13 protein-coding genes and 1 tRNA gene are annotated in these 17,463 nt (G+C 41.5%); 8 read left to right on the top strand and 6 right to left on the bottom strand.

Features of this window, described 5'->3' with window-relative positions; genetic code table 11:
• Positions 1 to 97 precede the first annotated feature (97 nt).
• Entirely contained in the window at positions 98 to 637 is a 540-nt protein-coding gene (locus tag KZA12_RS07715) for a transposase (RefSeq protein ID WP_218689820.1), read from the top strand.
• Between the two features lie 151 nt (positions 638 to 788).
• Here KZA12_RS07715 and KZA12_RS07710 read toward each other — a convergent pair whose 3' ends face one another.
• The gene (locus tag KZA12_RS07710; protein ID WP_218689819.1) at positions 789 to 1,418 is read right to left on the bottom strand and encodes a BLUF domain-containing protein; all 630 of its coding nucleotides are present in this window, start codon (positions 1,416 to 1,418) and stop codon (positions 789 to 791) included.
• Positions 1,419 to 1,898: 480 nt separating this feature from the next.
• Here KZA12_RS07710 and KZA12_RS07705 point away from each other — a divergent pair, with 480 nt between their 5' ends.
• The 3 genes from KZA12_RS07705 to KZA12_RS07690 all read left to right on the top strand — a co-directional run bounded on the left by KZA12_RS07705 (position 1,899) and on the right by KZA12_RS07690 (position 7,617).
• Positions 1,899 to 5,249 (top strand): type I restriction endonuclease subunit R, encoded by a 3,351-nt coding sequence (locus KZA12_RS07705; protein WP_218689818.1) that lies wholly within the window; start codon positions 1,899 to 1,901, stop codon positions 5,247 to 5,249.
• Between the two features lie 6 nt (positions 5,250 to 5,255).
• On the top strand, positions 5,256 to 6,074 hold the full coding sequence (locus KZA12_RS07700; RefSeq protein ID WP_218689817.1) for a M48 family metallopeptidase: 819 nt from the start codon (positions 5,256 to 5,258) through the stop codon (positions 6,072 to 6,074).
• 319 nt (positions 6,075 to 6,393) lie between these two features.
• The gene (locus KZA12_RS07690) at positions 6,394 to 7,617 is read left to right on the top strand and encodes a DUF819 domain-containing protein (RefSeq protein WP_216581752.1); all 1,224 of its coding nucleotides are present in this window, start codon (positions 6,394 to 6,396) and stop codon (positions 7,615 to 7,617) included.
• 378 nt (positions 7,618 to 7,995) lie between these two features.
• Here KZA12_RS07690 and KZA12_RS07685 read toward each other — a convergent pair.
• Positions 7,996 to 8,086 (bottom strand) — tRNA-Ser (locus tag KZA12_RS07685).
• Positions 8,087 to 8,238: 152 nt separating this feature from the next.
• Here KZA12_RS07685 and KZA12_RS07680 point away from each other — a divergent pair.
• The 3 genes from KZA12_RS07680 to KZA12_RS07670 all read left to right on the top strand — a co-directional run bounded on the left by KZA12_RS07680 (position 8,239) and on the right by KZA12_RS07670 (position 10,396).
• The gene (locus KZA12_RS07680) at positions 8,239 to 9,213 is read left to right on the top strand and encodes a DNA/RNA non-specific endonuclease (RefSeq protein ID WP_218689815.1); all 975 of its coding nucleotides are present in this window, start codon (positions 8,239 to 8,241) and stop codon (positions 9,211 to 9,213) included.
• A 283-nt stretch (positions 9,214 to 9,496) separates the two neighbouring features.
• Complete coding sequence (locus KZA12_RS07675; RefSeq protein WP_218689814.1) at positions 9,497 to 9,760, top strand: histidine phosphatase family protein; 264 nt, start codon at positions 9,497 to 9,499, stop codon at positions 9,758 to 9,760.
• A gap of 252 nt (positions 9,761 to 10,012) precedes the next feature.
• A complete protein-coding gene (locus KZA12_RS07670) occupies positions 10,013 to 10,396 on the top strand; it encodes a DUF2147 domain-containing protein (protein WP_201622885.1) in 384 nt (127 codons plus the stop codon).
• A gap of 132 nt (positions 10,397 to 10,528) precedes the next feature.
• Here the strand turns inward: KZA12_RS07670 and KZA12_RS07665 are convergent, their stop codons facing one another.
• From KZA12_RS07665 to KZA12_RS07650, 4 genes are all read right to left on the bottom strand, one after another.
• A complete protein-coding gene (locus tag KZA12_RS07665; RefSeq protein ID WP_218689813.1) occupies positions 10,529 to 11,791 on the bottom strand; it encodes an ammonium transporter in 1,263 nt (420 codons plus the stop codon).
• Positions 11,792 to 11,949: 158 nt separating this feature from the next.
• The gene (locus tag KZA12_RS07660; RefSeq protein WP_201622887.1) at positions 11,950 to 12,288 is read right to left on the bottom strand and encodes a P-II family nitrogen regulator; all 339 of its coding nucleotides are present in this window, start codon (positions 12,286 to 12,288) and stop codon (positions 11,950 to 11,952) included.
• A gap of 696 nt (positions 12,289 to 12,984) precedes the next feature.
• Positions 12,985 to 13,839 (bottom strand): universal stress protein, encoded by an 855-nt coding sequence (locus tag KZA12_RS07655; protein ID WP_218689812.1) that lies wholly within the window; start codon positions 13,837 to 13,839, stop codon positions 12,985 to 12,987.
• A gap of 75 nt (positions 13,840 to 13,914) precedes the next feature.
• On the bottom strand, positions 13,915 to 15,414 hold the full coding sequence (locus KZA12_RS07650; protein WP_201622889.1) for a SulP family inorganic anion transporter: 1,500 nt from the start codon (positions 15,412 to 15,414) through the stop codon (positions 13,915 to 13,917).
• Positions 15,415 to 15,897: 483 nt separating this feature from the next.
• On the opposite strand from KZA12_RS07650, the gene murD reads away from it, so the two are divergent.
• Complete coding sequence (gene murD / locus KZA12_RS07645; RefSeq protein WP_218689811.1) at positions 15,898 to 17,313, top strand: UDP-N-acetylmuramoyl-L-alanine--D-glutamate ligase; 1,416 nt, start codon at positions 15,898 to 15,900, stop codon at positions 17,311 to 17,313.
• Positions 17,314 to 17,463: the final 150 nt, after the last annotated feature.

Raw genomic sequence — 17,463 nt, 5'->3', positions numbered from 1 at the left:
AAAAAACAGCCTCCCAAACCAATCTAGCCTACAACGAGTCTCAAATTAAGATAAGATTTAGTTTGTGAAATAATTTAGCTTTGGGATGACCTCAATCATGAGAAATTATATTCGAGACAAAACCAAAGGCGGATGTTATTTTCTCACTTTTAACTTACAAGATCGTCAGTCACAGCTGCTGACAACGCATATTAATGAATTTCGTCAGGCGTTTAAAAAAACTAAGCAGCGTCAGTCGTTTGAGTTAAATGCGATGGTCGTATTACCTGACCATGTACACTTATTGATAACCCTAGCTGATGATAATGACAACTATGCCAATATTGTAGCGAATTTAAAAGCAAACTTCTCTCGTCAAATACCCAAATTAGAGTCTGAAAACATATCGCCATCAAGAGCAGATAAGAAAGAGCGTGGACTTTGGCAACGTCGGTTTTGGGAACATCGTATTCGCGACGATAATGACTATAAACAGCACGTTGACTACATTCATTACAACCCTGTAAAACATGGTTATTGTTCACAGCCAACAGAATGGAAGTATTCAACCATTCATAAATTAATATCCGATGGCCTATATCCCAAAGGTTGGAGCTATAGCGATATAGATGATAGATTTACTCTTTATCATGATTGAAATAATTTGCGCTATAAGCAAGGTTGTGGTGTGTAGGTTGGGTCAGTGCGATGCGTAGGCTGGGTTTTTAACCCAGCTTCAAGACTTTGCAAAATTACAACGCTGGGTTAAAAACCCAGTCTATAATGAGTGATAGTTATCATTATAAACATCAAAAAATAACATTATGTCTAAACAATAAGATTACCGTTGCAGAGCAAATTAGTAAACCAAGAAATATATAAAACAAAACATTATCACGAGCCAGCTTCTTTTTAATAGCGGAATACCCTAGAGTATCAAAGGTAATATAGCTCTGATTTATGTCAGAGTAATCGATTTTTTTTACAGTTTCGATGAAATGTTCAATGAACCAAGAGGGCCAATGCTGTGGTTTGAATGGTGAGATATCACTTACCTTGGTATAGTTTGAAAACTTTTCCCAATTATCATTATCTAAATTGAGACTGTGCATACGCCAATCTGTAAAACTATAACCACCCACCTTTTTAGCAAAAACAACAGTCACATCTTTGTGGTTTTCGTCTTTAAAGATTCTCTGCATAAGCGAAGACACAATATCCTTTGTACCCTCTAAACATTGCAAAAAGCTTTGGTCGTTATTGCACAAAAATCCTGCGATATTATTATCTTTATTAAAAGATTCTGAGTGACTCTGTATATGCTTAAATACAGAGTCACTAGTAGTGTTTAATCCACTAATATATATTAATCTTATCAGAGAGTCTGAAAGGACATCTTTCATAGACTCATCTAGCATGTCGTAACTGGCTATGCTCATATATGTACAGTCATCCCAAGTATTATGCCGTGTTTTTTACGGCTATCAATCTTACTATTTTAAAGTTTTTATTCAAGCTTACCGTATGAAAAACATTAGTAAACGTCCATATTGCCATATATATTCGCTTTAAATGAGAGTCACAGTTTTCAACGAGTAGAACAGGTTTGTAATCCAGTTTATATTACTTAAAAAGCTCTCTATAGCATTTAAATAGGTCAGATAATTAACGGAAGTAATAGAGGTGAGTTACTGTGCTCATTTGTGCAAATATCTGCAAATAGTCGTATTACCCTAGACCAAGCAATCAACCAATATATAGCTAATACAACCGTCACGCTGAGCGCTGTTTAATTAATCAGCAACGGTGGCGGTTTTGCTTTGCCTTTTTTACAGAGTCTTTCATAGGGTTTTAGGCTACAATCAATAAAACCAAACAAGTAATCAAACAAACAAACGCTATGTCTAAAGTGGGCAGATATGATCAACCCCAGCATCAACTTCGCCGAAGAATTCAGCTCAAAGATTCCTGCCTTAACCTTACTCACCACACTGGGCTATCAGTTTATTCCGCCAAGCCAATGCAACTCCATGCGCTCGAAGATGACTTCAAATAAAGCCACCAACCAAGTGGTGTTACTACCTATTATGCGGGCGTTTTTAGCCAAGCAAACCTTTATGTTTGAAGGTCAGGCGCATCCTTTATCGGACAGCGCCGTTGATAAAATCATGCACGAGCTAAACCCAGCCATGAACTTAGGCTTGCAGGCAGCAAACGAGGCACTGTATAACGCCATGCTCTATGGCGTGACCGTGACCGAATTTATCGACGGTAAAAAGACTTCGCAAACTATCAGTCTGATAGATTGGGAGCATATCGACAATAATAGCTTTCACTTTACCGAAGAGTTTGTAGTACAAAATAGCGAGGGTACAGGTAACGTCATTCCTGATATCGTCTGCTTTGTGAATGGTCTGCCTTTAGTGGTCATTGAAGCCAAACGCCCTGACTCTAATAGAGAAGGGCAATCGACTAACGCTCAAGCTATCTCCCAGCACATCCGTAATCAAGGTCAAAAACAAATTCCGCATCTATTCGCTTATAGCCAGCTATTGCTAGCAGTCAATGGTCATGACGGTCTTTATGGAACGTGCAAAACGCCTGAGAAGTTCTGGGCAAAATGGGTCGAAGAAGACATCCAAGAGCCTGAGTTTAATCGCTTAAAAAATCAAGCGCTCAGCCCTGAGCAGATTGATTGTCTGTTTGATCATCGTCCTGCGTCTATTAAAAATGAATATCAGGCGTTAATTGATGGCGGTGATCTAGTGGTTACCGATCAAGACCGCTTAATCATTAGCTTATTAAAGCCTGAGCGTCTGCTTGAGATGACGCGCATGTTTACCTTGTTTGATAAAAAGGCGGGCAAAATTGTTGCCCGTTATCAGCAAGTCTTTGGTATCAAAGCCCTGATTAAACGTATTAGCAGTTTCGATGAAAAGGGCAGTCGTGAGGGTGGGGTGATTTGGCATACCACCGGTAGTGGTAAATCTTTTACCATGGTGTTCTTCTCCAAAGCGCTTATTTGGTTAGAAGCATTGGCACAGTGCCGGGTGATTGTGGTCACTGACCGTGTCGATCTTGAGACCCAGCTCAGCCAAACCTTTGCCTCAGGCGGTGTATTAAGTGATCGCGACAAAACAGACGCCATGGCAACCTCTGGTCGCCGTCTAGCTCAGCAAATCGGGCATGGTAATGAGCGGGTTATTTTCTCTATTATTAATAAGTTTGGCTCAGCCGTTAAGTATGATGAGTGCTATAACGATAGCCCAAATATCATTGTCATGGTCGATGAGGGTCACCGTAGCCAAAACGGTGAGAACAATATTCGTATGAGCCAAGCCCTGCCAAACGCCGCCTTCATTGCTTTTACGGGTACGCCCCTGCTTAAAGACGATAAGACTGAAAATAAATTCGGTAGCATTATTCACTCCTACACTATGCAGCAAGCGGTGAAAGATAAAACCGTCACCCCACTGTTATACGAAGAGCGTATCCCTGAGCTCAATACCAATGATCAAGCCATAGATAGCTGGTTTGATCGTATCACCCAAAAGCTCACTAGCGATCAAAGGACCGATCTCAAGCGTAAGTTCTCGCAAAAGGGTCAAATCTACCAAACTGAAGGTCGTATTGAACTGATCGCTCATGACATCTCTGATCACTTTCAAAACTTTAAACAGCAGCATCTAAAAGGTCAGTTGGCTTGTGAGTCTAAAGCCTCTGCCATCCGTTATAAGATCGCCTTAGACAAGATTGGCAAAGTGTCATCGGTGGTGGCTATATCATCACCTGATACTCGTGAAGGCCATGACACGGTCGATGCTGAATCAAAAGACATCGTGCAAAACTGGTGGCAAGCCAATGTTGCACCTACCTATGGTGGTGATGAAAAAGCTTATACCAAAGCTATTATCGAAGCCTTTAGTCAAGATGATGGTCCTGACATTATGATCGTCGTTGATAAGCTGTTAACGGGCTTTGATGAACCGAAGAATACCGTGCTGTATATCGATAAGCCGTTAAAACAGCACAATCTCATTCAGGCCATTGCACGAGTAAACCGCTTGCATGAGAAGAAGCGCTTTGGCTATCTGATTGATTATCGCGGCATCTTAAAAGAGCTGGATATCACCATTGAGAAGTACCAGGATCTTGCCGAGCGTACGCAAGGGGGCTTCGATATTGAGGACCTTAAGGGCATGTATAACAGCATGGACACTGAGTACAAGCAACTACCAAAGCTGCATAGTGAGCTGTGGGCTATCTTCTCATCAGTAAAGAACAAGCAAGACGGTCCAGCGTTGCGACAAGTGCTAGCCCCTAAGATGCAAGATATCGATGGCAGAGTAGTCGATACTAGGCTTAAAGAACGTGATGACTTTTATGCCGCCTTAACTAACTTTTCTAATGCTATGAAAATTGCTTTGCAATCAGCGTCTTTTTTTGCAGACAGCTCATTTGATAGTAAGCGTGATCGCTACAAAGCCGATCTAAAAGCCTTTGTTAATCTGCGCAAACAAGTACGCGCGGACGCTGATGAAACCATTGATTATGATGAATATGAAGCGGATATTCGCAGCTTGCTCGATAAGCATATAGCGGGGCTTGAAGTGCGTGAGGCAAAAGGTGTTTACTTAGTCGATGGCCTAGGCAATGCCGGCAAGGTGGAAAAAGACATTCAGCCTGAGGCAATAAGTGACGATGAAGCCCGTAATCAAACCGATAAGATCACTGGTCGTGTCACTAGAATGATTGAGCAAGATTTGGCTGATGATCCCTATGCGCAAGAATATTTTTCTAAGCTACTTAAGCAAGCGATTGAAGATGCCAAAGCAATGTTCGATGCACCAGTGAAGCAATACATGATGTTTTTCGGTCTTGAGCAACAAGTTGATGAGCGTAAAGTCGCTGATATACCGAATGAGTTTATTGATGACTCTGGCAATTTAAACAAACATGCGCAGGCGTATTTTGGTTTGTTTAAACAGCTATTTAACGACGATAGCGATGCTACGTTTGCCGAAAAAGATGTTGATAATGAGCAGCTGGTTGCTTACGCCTTTAAGATTGATGAGGTAGTGAATACCGCAGTAGCTGAGTATTCTATCAATCCGGCGCAGATTGAGAACGCTATCAGCGTCAAATTACTGCCGATGCTATTTGCTGACTTAGGTATTGATAAAGCGCAACAGCTTATAGAAGCCGTGCTGAAGATTACCCGTCTTGGACTCTCAAGAGAGACCAAAATCTCCAAAGCAACAAGAGGGTGATGGCTAATGGTTAAAAGCGGCGTAATTTATTATGGTGAAGAAAAAATTCACTATGAAGTCGTGCATAAAGCCGTAAAAGAGCAGTATAAAAACGATACGCTTATTAGCGGAAAAAGCAAACCGAGTAAACCTCGTAAAATCGTTATCAAAGTACATCCTGATCAACGTGTGGTTGCTACTGCTCCTATCGATGCTACAGATGCAATAATATATGATGCGATGATAAAGCGTGCACGCTGGATATGGCAAAGCCTACAAGACTTCGCCAAGCAGCAAGATCATGTGCTACCTAAGCGTTATGTCAGCGGTGAAACCCAGTTTTATCTAGGTCGTCGTTATGTGTTAAAAGTGCTCATCAATGTAGAAAATAACGAGGTTATAAATAGCCCTGTTAAGCTTAGTCGCGGCAAGCTGAATGTAGAATTTTCGCAAAGCGATGCTGAACTAGAAGCTGAAGAACGAGCGAACAAGGTAAAAAGCCTTATTGATCAATGGTATCAAGATAAAGCAAAAAATCTCTTTCATGCTAGGCTTAAAGCTATGCTCACCAAAGCTTCATGGGTTGAAGAGATACCATCATTTAGACTGCTGGCAATGAAGAAACAATGGGGTAGTTGTTCGACAAAAGGCACTCTCATACTCAATCCGCATTTAGTCAAAGCGCCAAAGGAATGCATCGATTACGTCATTCTGCATGAGCTATGTCATATCGCTGAGCACAATCACAGCGAGCAATTTTGGCGCTTACTAACGCAAGTGATGCCGAATTGGAAAGAGGTCAAGGCTAGGCTTGATGGGATGGCTGAGCTTTATTTGAATGAGTGAAGATAGTTGAGAGTGATTTATTAAGATATATAAGTCTGGATTTTAGATAAGAGTCTTAGCTTAAGATGGAGTATATTTTATTTAACTCGTCCTATAGATAAATAGATAGTATTGGTTTGCTATATGCGGTCATGACTCAAGTTGGTTTTACTACCTTAACCACTCAATGGCGGCACTTTGATTATGGTAATCGGCTTTGGGCCTATAACGACAAGCAAAAACATGCAATTTACAGTGCAGCTCATTGAGATATTGTATCTACCTAATGCATAATAATTACTAGTTGTGAGAAACTTACATATCAGGTTTAAGGAAGAACATGATGGAAACATTAATACAGGCTGATGATCATTTAGCGTTGTGGACATTCGTTATGGTTGCCGCAACTTCTGCTATTTTCATTGAACAGCGCTATAAGTGGGCTAGTAAAATTCCAGGCGCTGTCATCGCACTATTGATTGCGATTGCGGCATCGAACATGAAAATTATTCCAATAGATGCCCCTACATACGACATCGTTTGGGGTTATATCGTTCCTTTAGCCATACCTTTACTATTGTTCAAAACAAACATACAGTCTCTGGTTAAAGAAAGTTGGAAGCTTCTACTACTATTTTTAACGTCTTCGATAGCTACCATGATCGGTACTGTTTTAGCATTTTTGGCTTTACGTCACTATATTCCAGAACTAGATAAAGTTAGTGGTATGATTTCAGCATCCTATAGTGGTGGTGGGGTGAATTACGCCGCCATGTCGGCTAAATTAGCGCCAAGTGAGAGCATTAATGCCGCTACTATCGTAGCTGACAATATGATGATGGCCTTTTACTTCTTAATACTTATTGGCTTAGCGGGTATACCTATTATACGCCGCGTATGGGGTTCGCCGCATACGGATGCAATTGAAAAAAATCCAGAAATGCTAAACAGTCGCACGTTGTCAGAAGCGTTCTGGAAACCCAACCTCATCTCTTTAAAAGATATTGCAATTTGCTTAGCATCATCAATGTTAATCGTATTGATTTCATTCAAACTATCAGCATTTTTACAGGCGGTGTTGGGTACTAGTGATAATATTGTGCTTGGCCTTATCATCAGTTTGATCACTGATAAATATCTGTTATTAACAACTATAACATTCGTAGTAGTTTCTATTTTTAAAAACTCTTTTGAGAATCTTAATGGCAGTCAAGAACTCGGTACTTACTGTATCTATCTGTTCTTTGTAGTCATTGGTATTCCGGCATCGATTAGTTTGATTGTCACTAAAGCCCCGCTATTATTTGTGTTTGTATTTATAATTGCTATGGTTAATTTAGCTATTACTATGGGTATAGGTAAATTATTTAAGTTTAATGTTGAAGAGGTGGTACTAGCTTGCAATGCTAATATCGGTGGTCCTACCACTGCAGCAGCTTTAGCTATCAGTAAGGGTTGGACTAATCTAGTAGGCCCGATCCTAGTTATTGGTACTGTAGGTTATGTGATTGGCAATTACGTAGGCACAATTATTTATTTTATAGTCACTCAAATTGGTATGTAAAAACTATCAATGTATAAGTATAAAACCGATGCTATTAGCGTCGGTTTTTGCTTTTTTGCTTGTCAGAAGTCTGTATTAGCTTTTTTAAATATATTGAAAACGGTTTGATAAACCTGGCTTTATATTACATTAGCTATAACAGTCGGTTTAAGCTTACCAATCTTGCCACCGTTTAGCCTGTGGATATAATGAACAAGTAGATAAATAAAACAGGTAGGATAAATAGCATTAAACAGCAATATTTCAGACAGCATAATGCAATAAGCAGAGACTAGAAGTCTTACTAGCAAAGGTTTTAGACTGTCAAAGGTTTCAAATAATGTTTTTTAGGCAAAGCAGAAGAGTAAAGCAGAGTTTTGGATTAAGCAGAAAAAGATATGGCGGTGAAGGAGGGATTCGAACCCTCGATACGCTATTAACGCATACACACTTTCCAGGCGTGCGGTTTCAGCCACTCACCCACTTCACCGTTTTTAGACGGCTTAGTATAGCCGATAGCAGCCACAATGTCACGGTTTTGAGGACAGTGATTTTGATTAATAGCGCTTATCTTTCTTTATTGGTCAGCGCCTGCTAGGATAGGCCCTAAGTGTGAACAGCGATAGAGAGATAGAGAGTTAGATGACGACCAACAGTAAGCTAATAACCGTAAACCGTAAAAAAAGCACTGTAACTGAGCTTACAGCAACTCTTAAAATCAGCACTATGAGCATAACCATCGTTGCCCTATCAGGGTTATCGGTGGCGCATGCTGATGACTTGGTGCAGTGTAACCAGTCTTTCTACGCTGGGATTTATCCTGAATTTACTGAAAATAGTAAACTTAGCAAAAATACTCAAGCGTTATGCTTCGATGGTTTTGCGGTGATGTATTCTGGCATCTCACGAACACCGTTATGGTCAGCTGAATATCTGACTCGTGAGCGTTTGACGCAAGCGAAGCTGATCGATCGTGATGACAGCTTTCATGAAGAGAGCCGCTTACCAAATTCTATGCGTGCCAAACTCGCTGACTATTCAGGTTCAGGCTATGACCGAGGTCATCTAGCGCCCAATGGAGATATGGCCAATCGCAGTCAGCAGTATGACAGCTTTAGTCTGGCTAACATTGCCCCGCAGTCACCGCGTAATAATCGTTATATTTGGCGTAATATTGAATCGGCTACTCGTTATCTAACCCAACAGTATGGCGAGGTTTATAGCATTACTGGGGTGGCGTTCACCGATAAAAAAGCTAAGCAACTTGAACAGCGAGTCTTAGTACCTAGTCATTTTTACAAAGCAGTCTATATTCCAGCTATCAACCAAGCGGGGGTTTATTACGCTCCTAATGATGAGTCTGAGCGCATAGAGGTTATCAGTTTAGATGAGCTGACAGCGCAGACAGGTATTGACGTTATGCCACTGCTAGATCATCAAACCAAGTCAAAAGCCTTGGATTTGCCATTGAAGGCAGGTAATGAAATGGATCCTGCTAATAGCAATAATAACAATAACGATAATGGCAACGATGCTAATACTGTGAATAAAGATCCTGAATGGATGGTGTTTGTCATGGTTATTATCGACTGGCTATTAACGCAATTAAAGGCTTAGTATTCAATAATTGTCTATTAATATTGACACCTGCTAGAATATAGTTAAAATAAAACCGCTTAGTTTTTAGGAGTAAGGTCACGTCTTCAACTGGCTTAACCATACTATTAAAAATAGACCCTTAACTAAAGGTAGGTACTCAAAGTCCATGAGGACAGTGAGCAGCTAAAGGCCGTTTTTAAAGGCTAGTAATGGCAATACTGAACCCGTAAAGCCAAGCCAAGTGTTGCGATACTTTTAACGACAAGTTATTGATTAATAGCTTAATGGATAGGAGAAAATAATGATTGACCCTTTTGCTAATGATCATCAAAGTATGCAAATTGGTGAGCTAGTTATCGAAAACCAAATGGACAAAATTATTATTTATGGCGACCTTGATTTGCATTTGAATGAGCTTGGACGTGAGCAAGCGGAGCAATTGCATCGCTTAACGGAGAAAATCCTACAAGCTTTCTCAGATTCTGATAAAAACAGTAATGACGAGTCAATGTCAAAATTAAAAAGTGACCGATCAGACGTAAATATAGATAATCCTTTTATGTAACTATTTGATATAGTTTTGATTTTGTAGTAATAATATTCTATAAAAAAATTACTAGGCAAAGTTATAATTTTGCTTATAATGAATTAGTCCAACGTTTATGTAGCTCATTATTTTAATTATTATTAGGCGTTTTAATAAACAACTAATAGATGACTGATCGATAATTAGAAGATGGCAAAGGATATAATAAGCGTATAACCCTGTTTTAAAAGTTAACATTTTGAATAATCATCTTACGAAAGGAGTCGATTTATGAAATTATTTACGAAATCTGTGTTAGCAGTGGCTGGAATCAGTATGGCTACTATGGCATTTGCCGCTGACCCGTTGCACAATACTACTTGGCAAACTTTTGATGAAGGCCAACCTAAAGGTCTAGTCAAAATCACCGAATCTAATGGCGTGTTAACGGGTAAGCTAGTTGGTGGTTCAACAGAGAAGGCCAAACAATATATTGGTACTACTGTAATCACAGGTTTGAAGGCAGACGGTAATGGCAAATACAGTGGTGGTAACATTACTGATCCTGCTAAAAACAAAACTTACCGTATGACTGCTAATCTAAAAGGTAATACTTTAGATCTAAAAGGTTATATTGGACCGTTCTCTCGTAGCCAAACTTGGAAAAAGAAATAAGTAATAGGTCTATTTAGATTTTGCTTATTTAAAGTTTACTTATTTAGATGGTAATGATTAAAACCCCGCTAAACCTATAGGTCTAGCGGGGTTTTTGTTTATGCCTTATGGTCTAATTACAATCGTTGCAGCCTATTTAGTAAATTCAGGATAGGCTTCCATGCCACATTCCGCTATATCTGCCCCTTCATACTCGTGCTCTTCGGAGATGCGCAGACCTACTAGGGCCTTAATGATTACCCAAACTACTAAGCTGGCTACATATACCCAAGTAAAAATAGTAATAGCGCCAACGAACTGACCTATAAATGTCGCTGCCGGATTAGTGAGGGGTACAATTAATAGCCCAAACAGGCCTGTCACCCCATGTACTGAAATAGCCCCTACAGGATCGTCTATTTTCATTTTGTCCAAAGCAAGGATAGCTAATACTACGATGATTCCAGCTGCTACACCGAACAGCGTTGCTTGTAATGCTGATGGCGTTGCCGGCTCTGCAGTAATAGCCACTAGACCTGCCAATGCACCATTTAAGAGCATAGTTAGATCAGCTTTACCGAAAATGATACGAGCCAGTAGCAGAGAGCCGATAGCGCCTCCCGCTGCCGCCGCATTAGTATTTAGGAACACCATAGCTACAGTATTGGCGCTAGCGATATCACCTAGTTTCAGTACTGAGCCACCGTTGAAGCCGAACCAACCCATCCATAGGATGAGCGTACCAAGCGCCGCTAACGGTAGATTAGCTCCAGGGATCGCTCGTATTTCTCCTCTAGATCCGTACTTACCTTTACGTGCCCCTAACAGCAATACCCCTGAGAGTGCGGCAGCAGCACCAGCCATATGAACGATACCAGAGCCGGCAAAATCGGAAAAGCCGATATCAGCTAAATTGAATAAGCCAAAGACATCCTTACCACCCCAAGTCCAACTGCCCTCTAAAGGATAGATAAAGCCAGTCATAGCTACCGTGAATAATAAGAACGACCAGAGCTTCATGCGCTCAGCAACAGCTCCTGAAACGATAGACATGCAAGTCGCCACAAAAACCACTTGGAAGAAAAAGTCAGCGGCTACTGAATATACTGAGTCACCAGCAAAACCGCTGCTCGCTGACTGAGTCAAGGCATCAGCAACTAAGCTCTCATCGCCAGCAATGCCACTCAAAAATAGCTCACCACCATACATAATGGCATACCCACAGATCATGTACATAGTACAAGCCGTAGCGAAAAGTGCGATATTTTTGGTTAAGATCTCAACAGTGTTCTTGGAGCGTACTAGGCCAGCCTCTAACATAGAAAAGCCAGCAGCCATCCACATTACTAAGGCGCCACATATTAAGAAATAAAACGTATCAAGCGCGTACTGTAGTTCGAAAATCTGACTTTGCATATTAATTCCCCCTTGAATTGTCAATGCAGTGTTCGGTGCTGGGATTGCTATCGATAGTAAGATCGATGGCTGATCGCAGCCAAGAGCTACTACTTATAGGGGCTTATTAGTGGACTGTAATAAGCGCTATAGAGTAAGCTCAGAAATAGTTAATGCTGTTAGATAGCGTCAGGACCTGACTCACCGGTACGAATACGAATAACTTGCTCAAGCGCCGTCACGAATATTTTGCCGTCACCGATCTTGCCAGTACTAGCGATGCGAGTGATGGCTTCGATAGCAGGCTCAACCATTTCGTCAATTACCGCCACTTCGACTTTTACTTTCGGTAAAAAGTCCACCACATATTCTGCGCCACGATAAAGCTCGGTATGTCCTTTTTGGCGACCAAAACCTTTAACTTCAGTGACAGTAACGCCTTTTACGCCAATGTCAGACAAAGCTTCACGCACATCGTCGAGTTTAAAAGGTTTTAAAATAGCAGTGATTAGCTTCATGAGAATTTCCTTATCTAAGTGATGTCGCAGGCTGATGCTTGCGCTTTAGTGCATCGTACCGCCACTGTGCTCACTATAATTCATTCAAGAATTGTGCCAAACATGCTCAAAAGGGGTGAGTACGTTTGAACTAAGCAGTCTTAAATTATTTTAGTAATAACAGCATAAAATGCCTATAACGGCATTTTAAAGGGTACGAGTGCTATGAAAATACGGTTGATCTATCGCCGGCAGTCCCCGAGCGAAGGTTTTATTATAACCAACTTTAGTAACTTTTTGCGAGGGTATCCTGTGATGATTTGCTAAAAATAGATACTGGATAAAAAGCTGATTATGAGTGCAAGCGCTTAATGGTAGGCGTTCAACTTACTATTCAGGTAGAGGCAGGGCTGATTGTCCAGTACTAGGGCTTGAACATTAGAGCGGATAATAATCTAGAGCAAGCAAAGCTTTAGCTGGACGGTTAATAATAGCAGACGCTGGTCATTGATCGATTGCTAGCTGGTTGCTGATCGTTTGCTAGCTGGCCGCTGATCAATTGCTAATAGGGGCAACCATAGCAGCATAGAAATAAGTGCTACTAGGGGTTGATTATTATTGAGCGCTTATCAAAAAAGGGTATCAAACGAGCTTATCAAAAGACAGCATCGAAGTGAAGAGGGTATAAAGCTGAAATTATTAACAGTGTTTACAGTACTAAGATTTTGGGAAGAGTAGATAAGGAGTTTTAGTGCTGCCTAGCAGTTTTTTAGTATCACTACCTTGCAGTAGCTCGCGAAAGCGTGACTGTCCAAAGGCGCCAGTCATTAGCAGACCTATATTATGTTCGCTTTGATAATAGGTAAGAGCAGCGCTGACATCGCGGCAGTCTAATAGCTTTTTCTTACAACTAAGGCCCGCTTGCTTGAGACGAGCATAGGCTTCTCTTAAAGCATCACAGTTTTCAGAATTCTCTTTGCCGACCATAACGATATGTATAGTCAGCGTGCGCACTAATGGCGTTTTACACAGCCAATTGAGCATTTTATGAGTAGTAGGACGATTGTCAAAAGCAAATAAGGCGCTAGTTGGGGGCAAAAATGGTGCAGGAGTCACCAAAATAGGGCAGTGGCTAAGACGAATCAGTTGGCATAAGGTCGATTTACAAGTGACTTGATGACCAATAACTACCAGCTGGGCTATGTCATCGATATAATCGATACTCTCACTTAGATTTTCGTGCCTATGCAAAGTATAAGTCTGACGTTTAGGTTGATGCTCTAGGCAATAAGACGCTGCTTGGTACAACAACAGCCTACCGTGGGCTTTTAGCTCACTGTTACTGAGATGCTCTTTACTAGCAAACTGATCGAGCAAGTAGCTTTCATCATTGACATTTAGACAACCGGAATAGTTGATGGCTGCTTTTTGTTGCATACTAGGCACTGCATGGAGCAGACCTATCGGCGCTTGCATACGCTTAGATGCCCACATACTAGCATCCAACACTGACTGCACATGATCAGGACAATCTAAACAAGCGATAACGCTATCTATTTTTAAACTACTCATAACACCATCACATCATCTGGCAAGGTAAATACAGGCAAACCGTAGCGCTCATATACGCCCATTCATTAATAGCTGTTAATCAAGCAAGCCGATGTCCCGACGATCATGGATAGAAAAGCGATCAATCAAAGTACGGCTAGCATTATTAAGCCCTACTACTTTGACATCAATGCCTTCACGTTGCAAGCGTATCACTAGCTTATCCAAAGTATCGACAGCGCTAATATCCCAAAAGTGTGCTTGGCTTACATCGATCTCGATATGGTCTAAGGCTTCTTTAGTATCAAAACTATGCAAAAACTGAGTCGTTGAAGCGAAGAATACTTGTCCTTGCACATAGTAATAGCGAGTGTTGCTACTATCATCATATTCACTAAAGACCGTTAAGAACTGACCTATTTTATTAGCGAATGACAAGGCAGATAACAATACACCCACGCCTACACCATAAGCTAAATTGTGGGTGAACACAGTAGTCAACACCGTCGCTAACATAACGATATTAAAAGACATCGGATGGGTTTTAAACTCGCGAATAGATTGCCAATTAAAAGTGCCAATCGATACCATAATCATTACAGCTACTAAAGCGGCCATCGGTATTTGACTGACCCATTTGCTTAAGAATACCACCATAATCAAAAGTACCACACCAGCTATCAAAGCTGATAGGCGCGTGCGTCCCCCTGATTTTACGTTGATCATTGACTGACCAATCATCGCGCAGCCCGCCATACCACCGAAGAAGCCAGCAACTACGTTGGCGATACCTTGACCACGGCATTCACGGTTCTTATTACTAGGTGTATCAGTCAACTCATCAACAATAGTAGCCGTCATCATAGACTCAAGTAGACCAATAATCGCTAGGGTAATAGAATAAGGAGCAATGATTAGTAAGGTATTTAAATTTAGAGGAATATCAGGCAACAAAAACATAGGCAGCGAATCAGGTAATTCACCCATACTGCCCACATTACGAATGTCCAAATTCAGGTACATAGCGACTGCGGTAAGCCCGACAATACATACTAAGGGGGAGGGCAGCACACGACCGATTTTAGGAATCAACGGAAACAGATAGATAATAGCTAACCCGGCAGCGGTCATGATATAGACCGTCAAGCCTACTCGCTCAGTCATCGGATTTAGTTCTGGTATCTGGGCGGCGAAGATCAAAATCGCCAGAGCATTGACGAAACCTATCACTACTGAGCGTGAGACAAAACGCATTAAGTTGCCAAGCTTTAGGATACCCATTACAATCTGCATAGCACCGCACAGTAAGGTGGCGGCTAATAGATACTGTAAGCCATAATCAGCGACTAGATCAACCATCACTAAAGCCATAGCTCCAGTTGCCGCTGAGATCATCCCTGGTCGGCCACCTACAAAGCTAATGACTACAGCGATACAGAACGAAGCATATAAGCCTACTTTTGGATCAACGCCAGCGATAATAGAGAAGGCGATGGCCTCTGGAATCAGCGCTAATGCAACCACAGTGCCTGATAAAATATCACCACGTACATTAGAAAACCATTCGTCACGTAAGCTATCAATATAAGATGTCATAAGTAAACTGCATAGAGTTAAAGGCAAAAAAAGTAATCATTATTGACAGCGAGCGATGATCCATCATAGAGGATGGCCCGCCTTCAATAAGCTACCACGTAGCTCAATAGATCAATACTATCGAGCACTAGGGCAAGATCATTTAGACTAATAATGCTAAGACCAATGATAAAGCATGATTAACTAGCATAAAGCCTAAATAATGACTATAGCTACTGAGTCGTTACAGTATATTTAATGATAAAATATGATGAAGCGTAAGTAGCTATGACGAAGTAGGCTAAAACAGGGTGTCAGCCATACATAATGAAAGTATTAATAGAGAAGTAATTAATGGCTGTCGATTGGCCATAAAAGTATGCGCATAATAGCATAAAGTGGCAAAAAAGCAGTATCGAAACATGAACGATAGCGTTATGATGCCATGCAACGGAGCAATAAGACCCAACTAGTAGTATAACCAGCAGTATAAAAGGATAAAATATGACTAGCCTTGCCACAACAGAGACTCTAATTCAAAAAGGCGGTGGCCTACAAGTAGTAGTTGGTTTAGGGCAGTCAGGGCTCTCGACAGCACGTTATCTAGCCGAACAAGGCTATCGAGTGGCAGTAACTGACAACCAAAGTGCACCAAAACTGGCCGATCAATTGCCCGCAGCAGTCGAAATACGTCAGTTTGGAGAGATCGATGCTGAATTACTGCTACAGGCAGCACGTATCATCATTAGCCCTGGTATTTCACTAGCTACGGCTGCGGTTGCTGCTGCTCGTCAAGCTAATATTCCTGTTGTCAGCGATATACAGCTTTTTTGCGAAGCTTGTAATGTACCTATAGTAGCTATTACTGGCTCTAATGCTAAGAGCACAGTAACTACTTTAGTAGGACAAATGGCTGCTGATGCTGGTGTTGATGTTGGAGTGGGTGGCAATATCGGTGTACCAGCACTGACCCTATTAGCCAATGCTAATATGCAGTTAGCAGTACTTGAGTTGTCCAGCTTCCAGTTGGAGACAGTGACTAATCTAGGCGCACAAGTAGCCACTGTGCTTAACATGTCGCCTGACCATCTGGATCGCCATGGTGATATGCTCGGCTATCATCAAGCCAAGCACCGTATCTTTCAAGGCGCAAAGTCAGTAGTGATTAATCGTGAGGATGCATTAACTCGTCCGTTAGTAGCGGACAATTTACCACGTATAAGTACGGGTATTCATGCGCCTGACCAAAACCACTTTGGACTTATTACTGAGCCTGATGGACAGATTTATTTGGCACGCGGCACTGAACTGCTGTTATCAGCAGATAAGCTGCGGATCAAAGGTCGGCATAATTTGCTTAATGCGCAAGCGGCGCTAGCGCTCGGTGAGCTGGCAGGTCTACCCTTAGAGAGTATGCTTAATACTCTGCAGCAGTTCACTGGCCTTGAGCATCGTTGTCAGTACTTAGCAACCGTAGCAGGTATTGACTATTTCAATGATTCTAAAGGTACAAATATAGGTTCAACAATAGCTGCTATCGAAGGCTTAGGTGCAGTATATGCGCCCAAAGATGGCAAGTTACTTTTGATATTAGGCGGTCAAGGCAAGGCGCAGCAGTTTGGTGAGTTGAGTCCTCATATCAATAAGTATGTTAGCCAAGTTTTATGCATCGGTGAAGATAGTGCTCGGATCGAACAGGAGTTGCGCGCCGCCAAGCTCAGTGACGAGGTTAGATTGCATCAGTGTCAAACTTTGGACAACGCTTTTATTATTATCCAGCAGCTGACTGAGAGTAGTCTATCGCAAGTACAAGCCGTATTATTATCTCCTGCCTGCGCCAGCTTTGATCAGTTTAGTGGCTATGCAGCACGCGGTGAGTATTTTGCAAAGCTGGTCAAGCAGCTTGCCTGCAACAACTGATACTACTAAGGCATAGTGGTATATGAGTAGCTAGTAGCATTGTATTAGCATAAACCATTGTTTTGCCAAGCTATTACTGCTACTGTGCTTTAAAGACGGTGTTATCCCCAGAGCTATGCTGTAGCAAAGATCGTTGGCTCTCAAAAACGG

Origin of the sequence: Psychrobacter sp. BF1 (assembly GCF_019279065.1) — a bacterium.
In the GTDB taxonomy this organism is placed as follows: Bacteria; Pseudomonadota; Gammaproteobacteria; order Pseudomonadales; family Moraxellaceae; genus Psychrobacter; species Psychrobacter urativorans.
This window is presented reverse-complemented; position numbering and strand designations above follow the sequence as displayed.

Bases quoted from the DNA above. Each gene is read 5' to 3' on its own strand.
- KZA12_RS07680 (WP_218689815.1), top strand. From the start codon at position 8,239: ATGACGACCAACAGTAAGCTAATAACCGTAAACCGTAAAAAAAGCACT.
- KZA12_RS07670 (WP_201622885.1), top strand. From the start codon at position 10,013: ATGAAATTATTTACGAAATCTGTGTTAGCAGTGGCTGGAATCAGTATG.
- KZA12_RS07715 (WP_218689820.1), top strand. From the start codon at position 98: ATGAGAAATTATATTCGAGACAAAACCAAAGGCGGATGTTATTTTCTC.
- KZA12_RS07700 (WP_218689817.1), top strand. From the start codon at position 5,256: ATGGTTAAAAGCGGCGTAATTTATTATGGTGAAGAAAAAATTCACTAT.
- KZA12_RS07665 (WP_218689813.1), bottom strand. From the start codon at position 11,791: ATGCAAAGTCAGATTTTCGAACTACAGTACGCGCTTGATACGTTTTAT.
- murD (WP_218689811.1), top strand. From the start codon at position 15,898: ATGACTAGCCTTGCCACAACAGAGACTCTAATTCAAAAAGGCGGTGGC.
- KZA12_RS07710 (WP_218689819.1), bottom strand. From the start codon at position 1,418: ATGAGCATAGCCAGTTACGACATGCTAGATGAGTCTATGAAAGATGTC.
- KZA12_RS07675 (WP_218689814.1), top strand. From the start codon at position 9,497: ATGATTGACCCTTTTGCTAATGATCATCAAAGTATGCAAATTGGTGAG.
- KZA12_RS07705 (WP_218689818.1), top strand. From the start codon at position 1,899: ATGATCAACCCCAGCATCAACTTCGCCGAAGAATTCAGCTCAAAGATT.
- KZA12_RS07650 (WP_201622889.1), bottom strand. From the start codon at position 15,414: ATGACATCTTATATTGATAGCTTACGTGACGAATGGTTTTCTAATGTA.
- KZA12_RS07655 (WP_218689812.1), bottom strand. From the start codon at position 13,839: ATGAGTAGTTTAAAAATAGATAGCGTTATCGCTTGTTTAGATTGTCCT.
- KZA12_RS07660 (WP_201622887.1), bottom strand. From the start codon at position 12,288: ATGAAGCTAATCACTGCTATTTTAAAACCTTTTAAACTCGACGATGTG.
- KZA12_RS07690 (WP_216581752.1), top strand. From the start codon at position 6,394: ATGATGGAAACATTAATACAGGCTGATGATCATTTAGCGTTGTGGACA.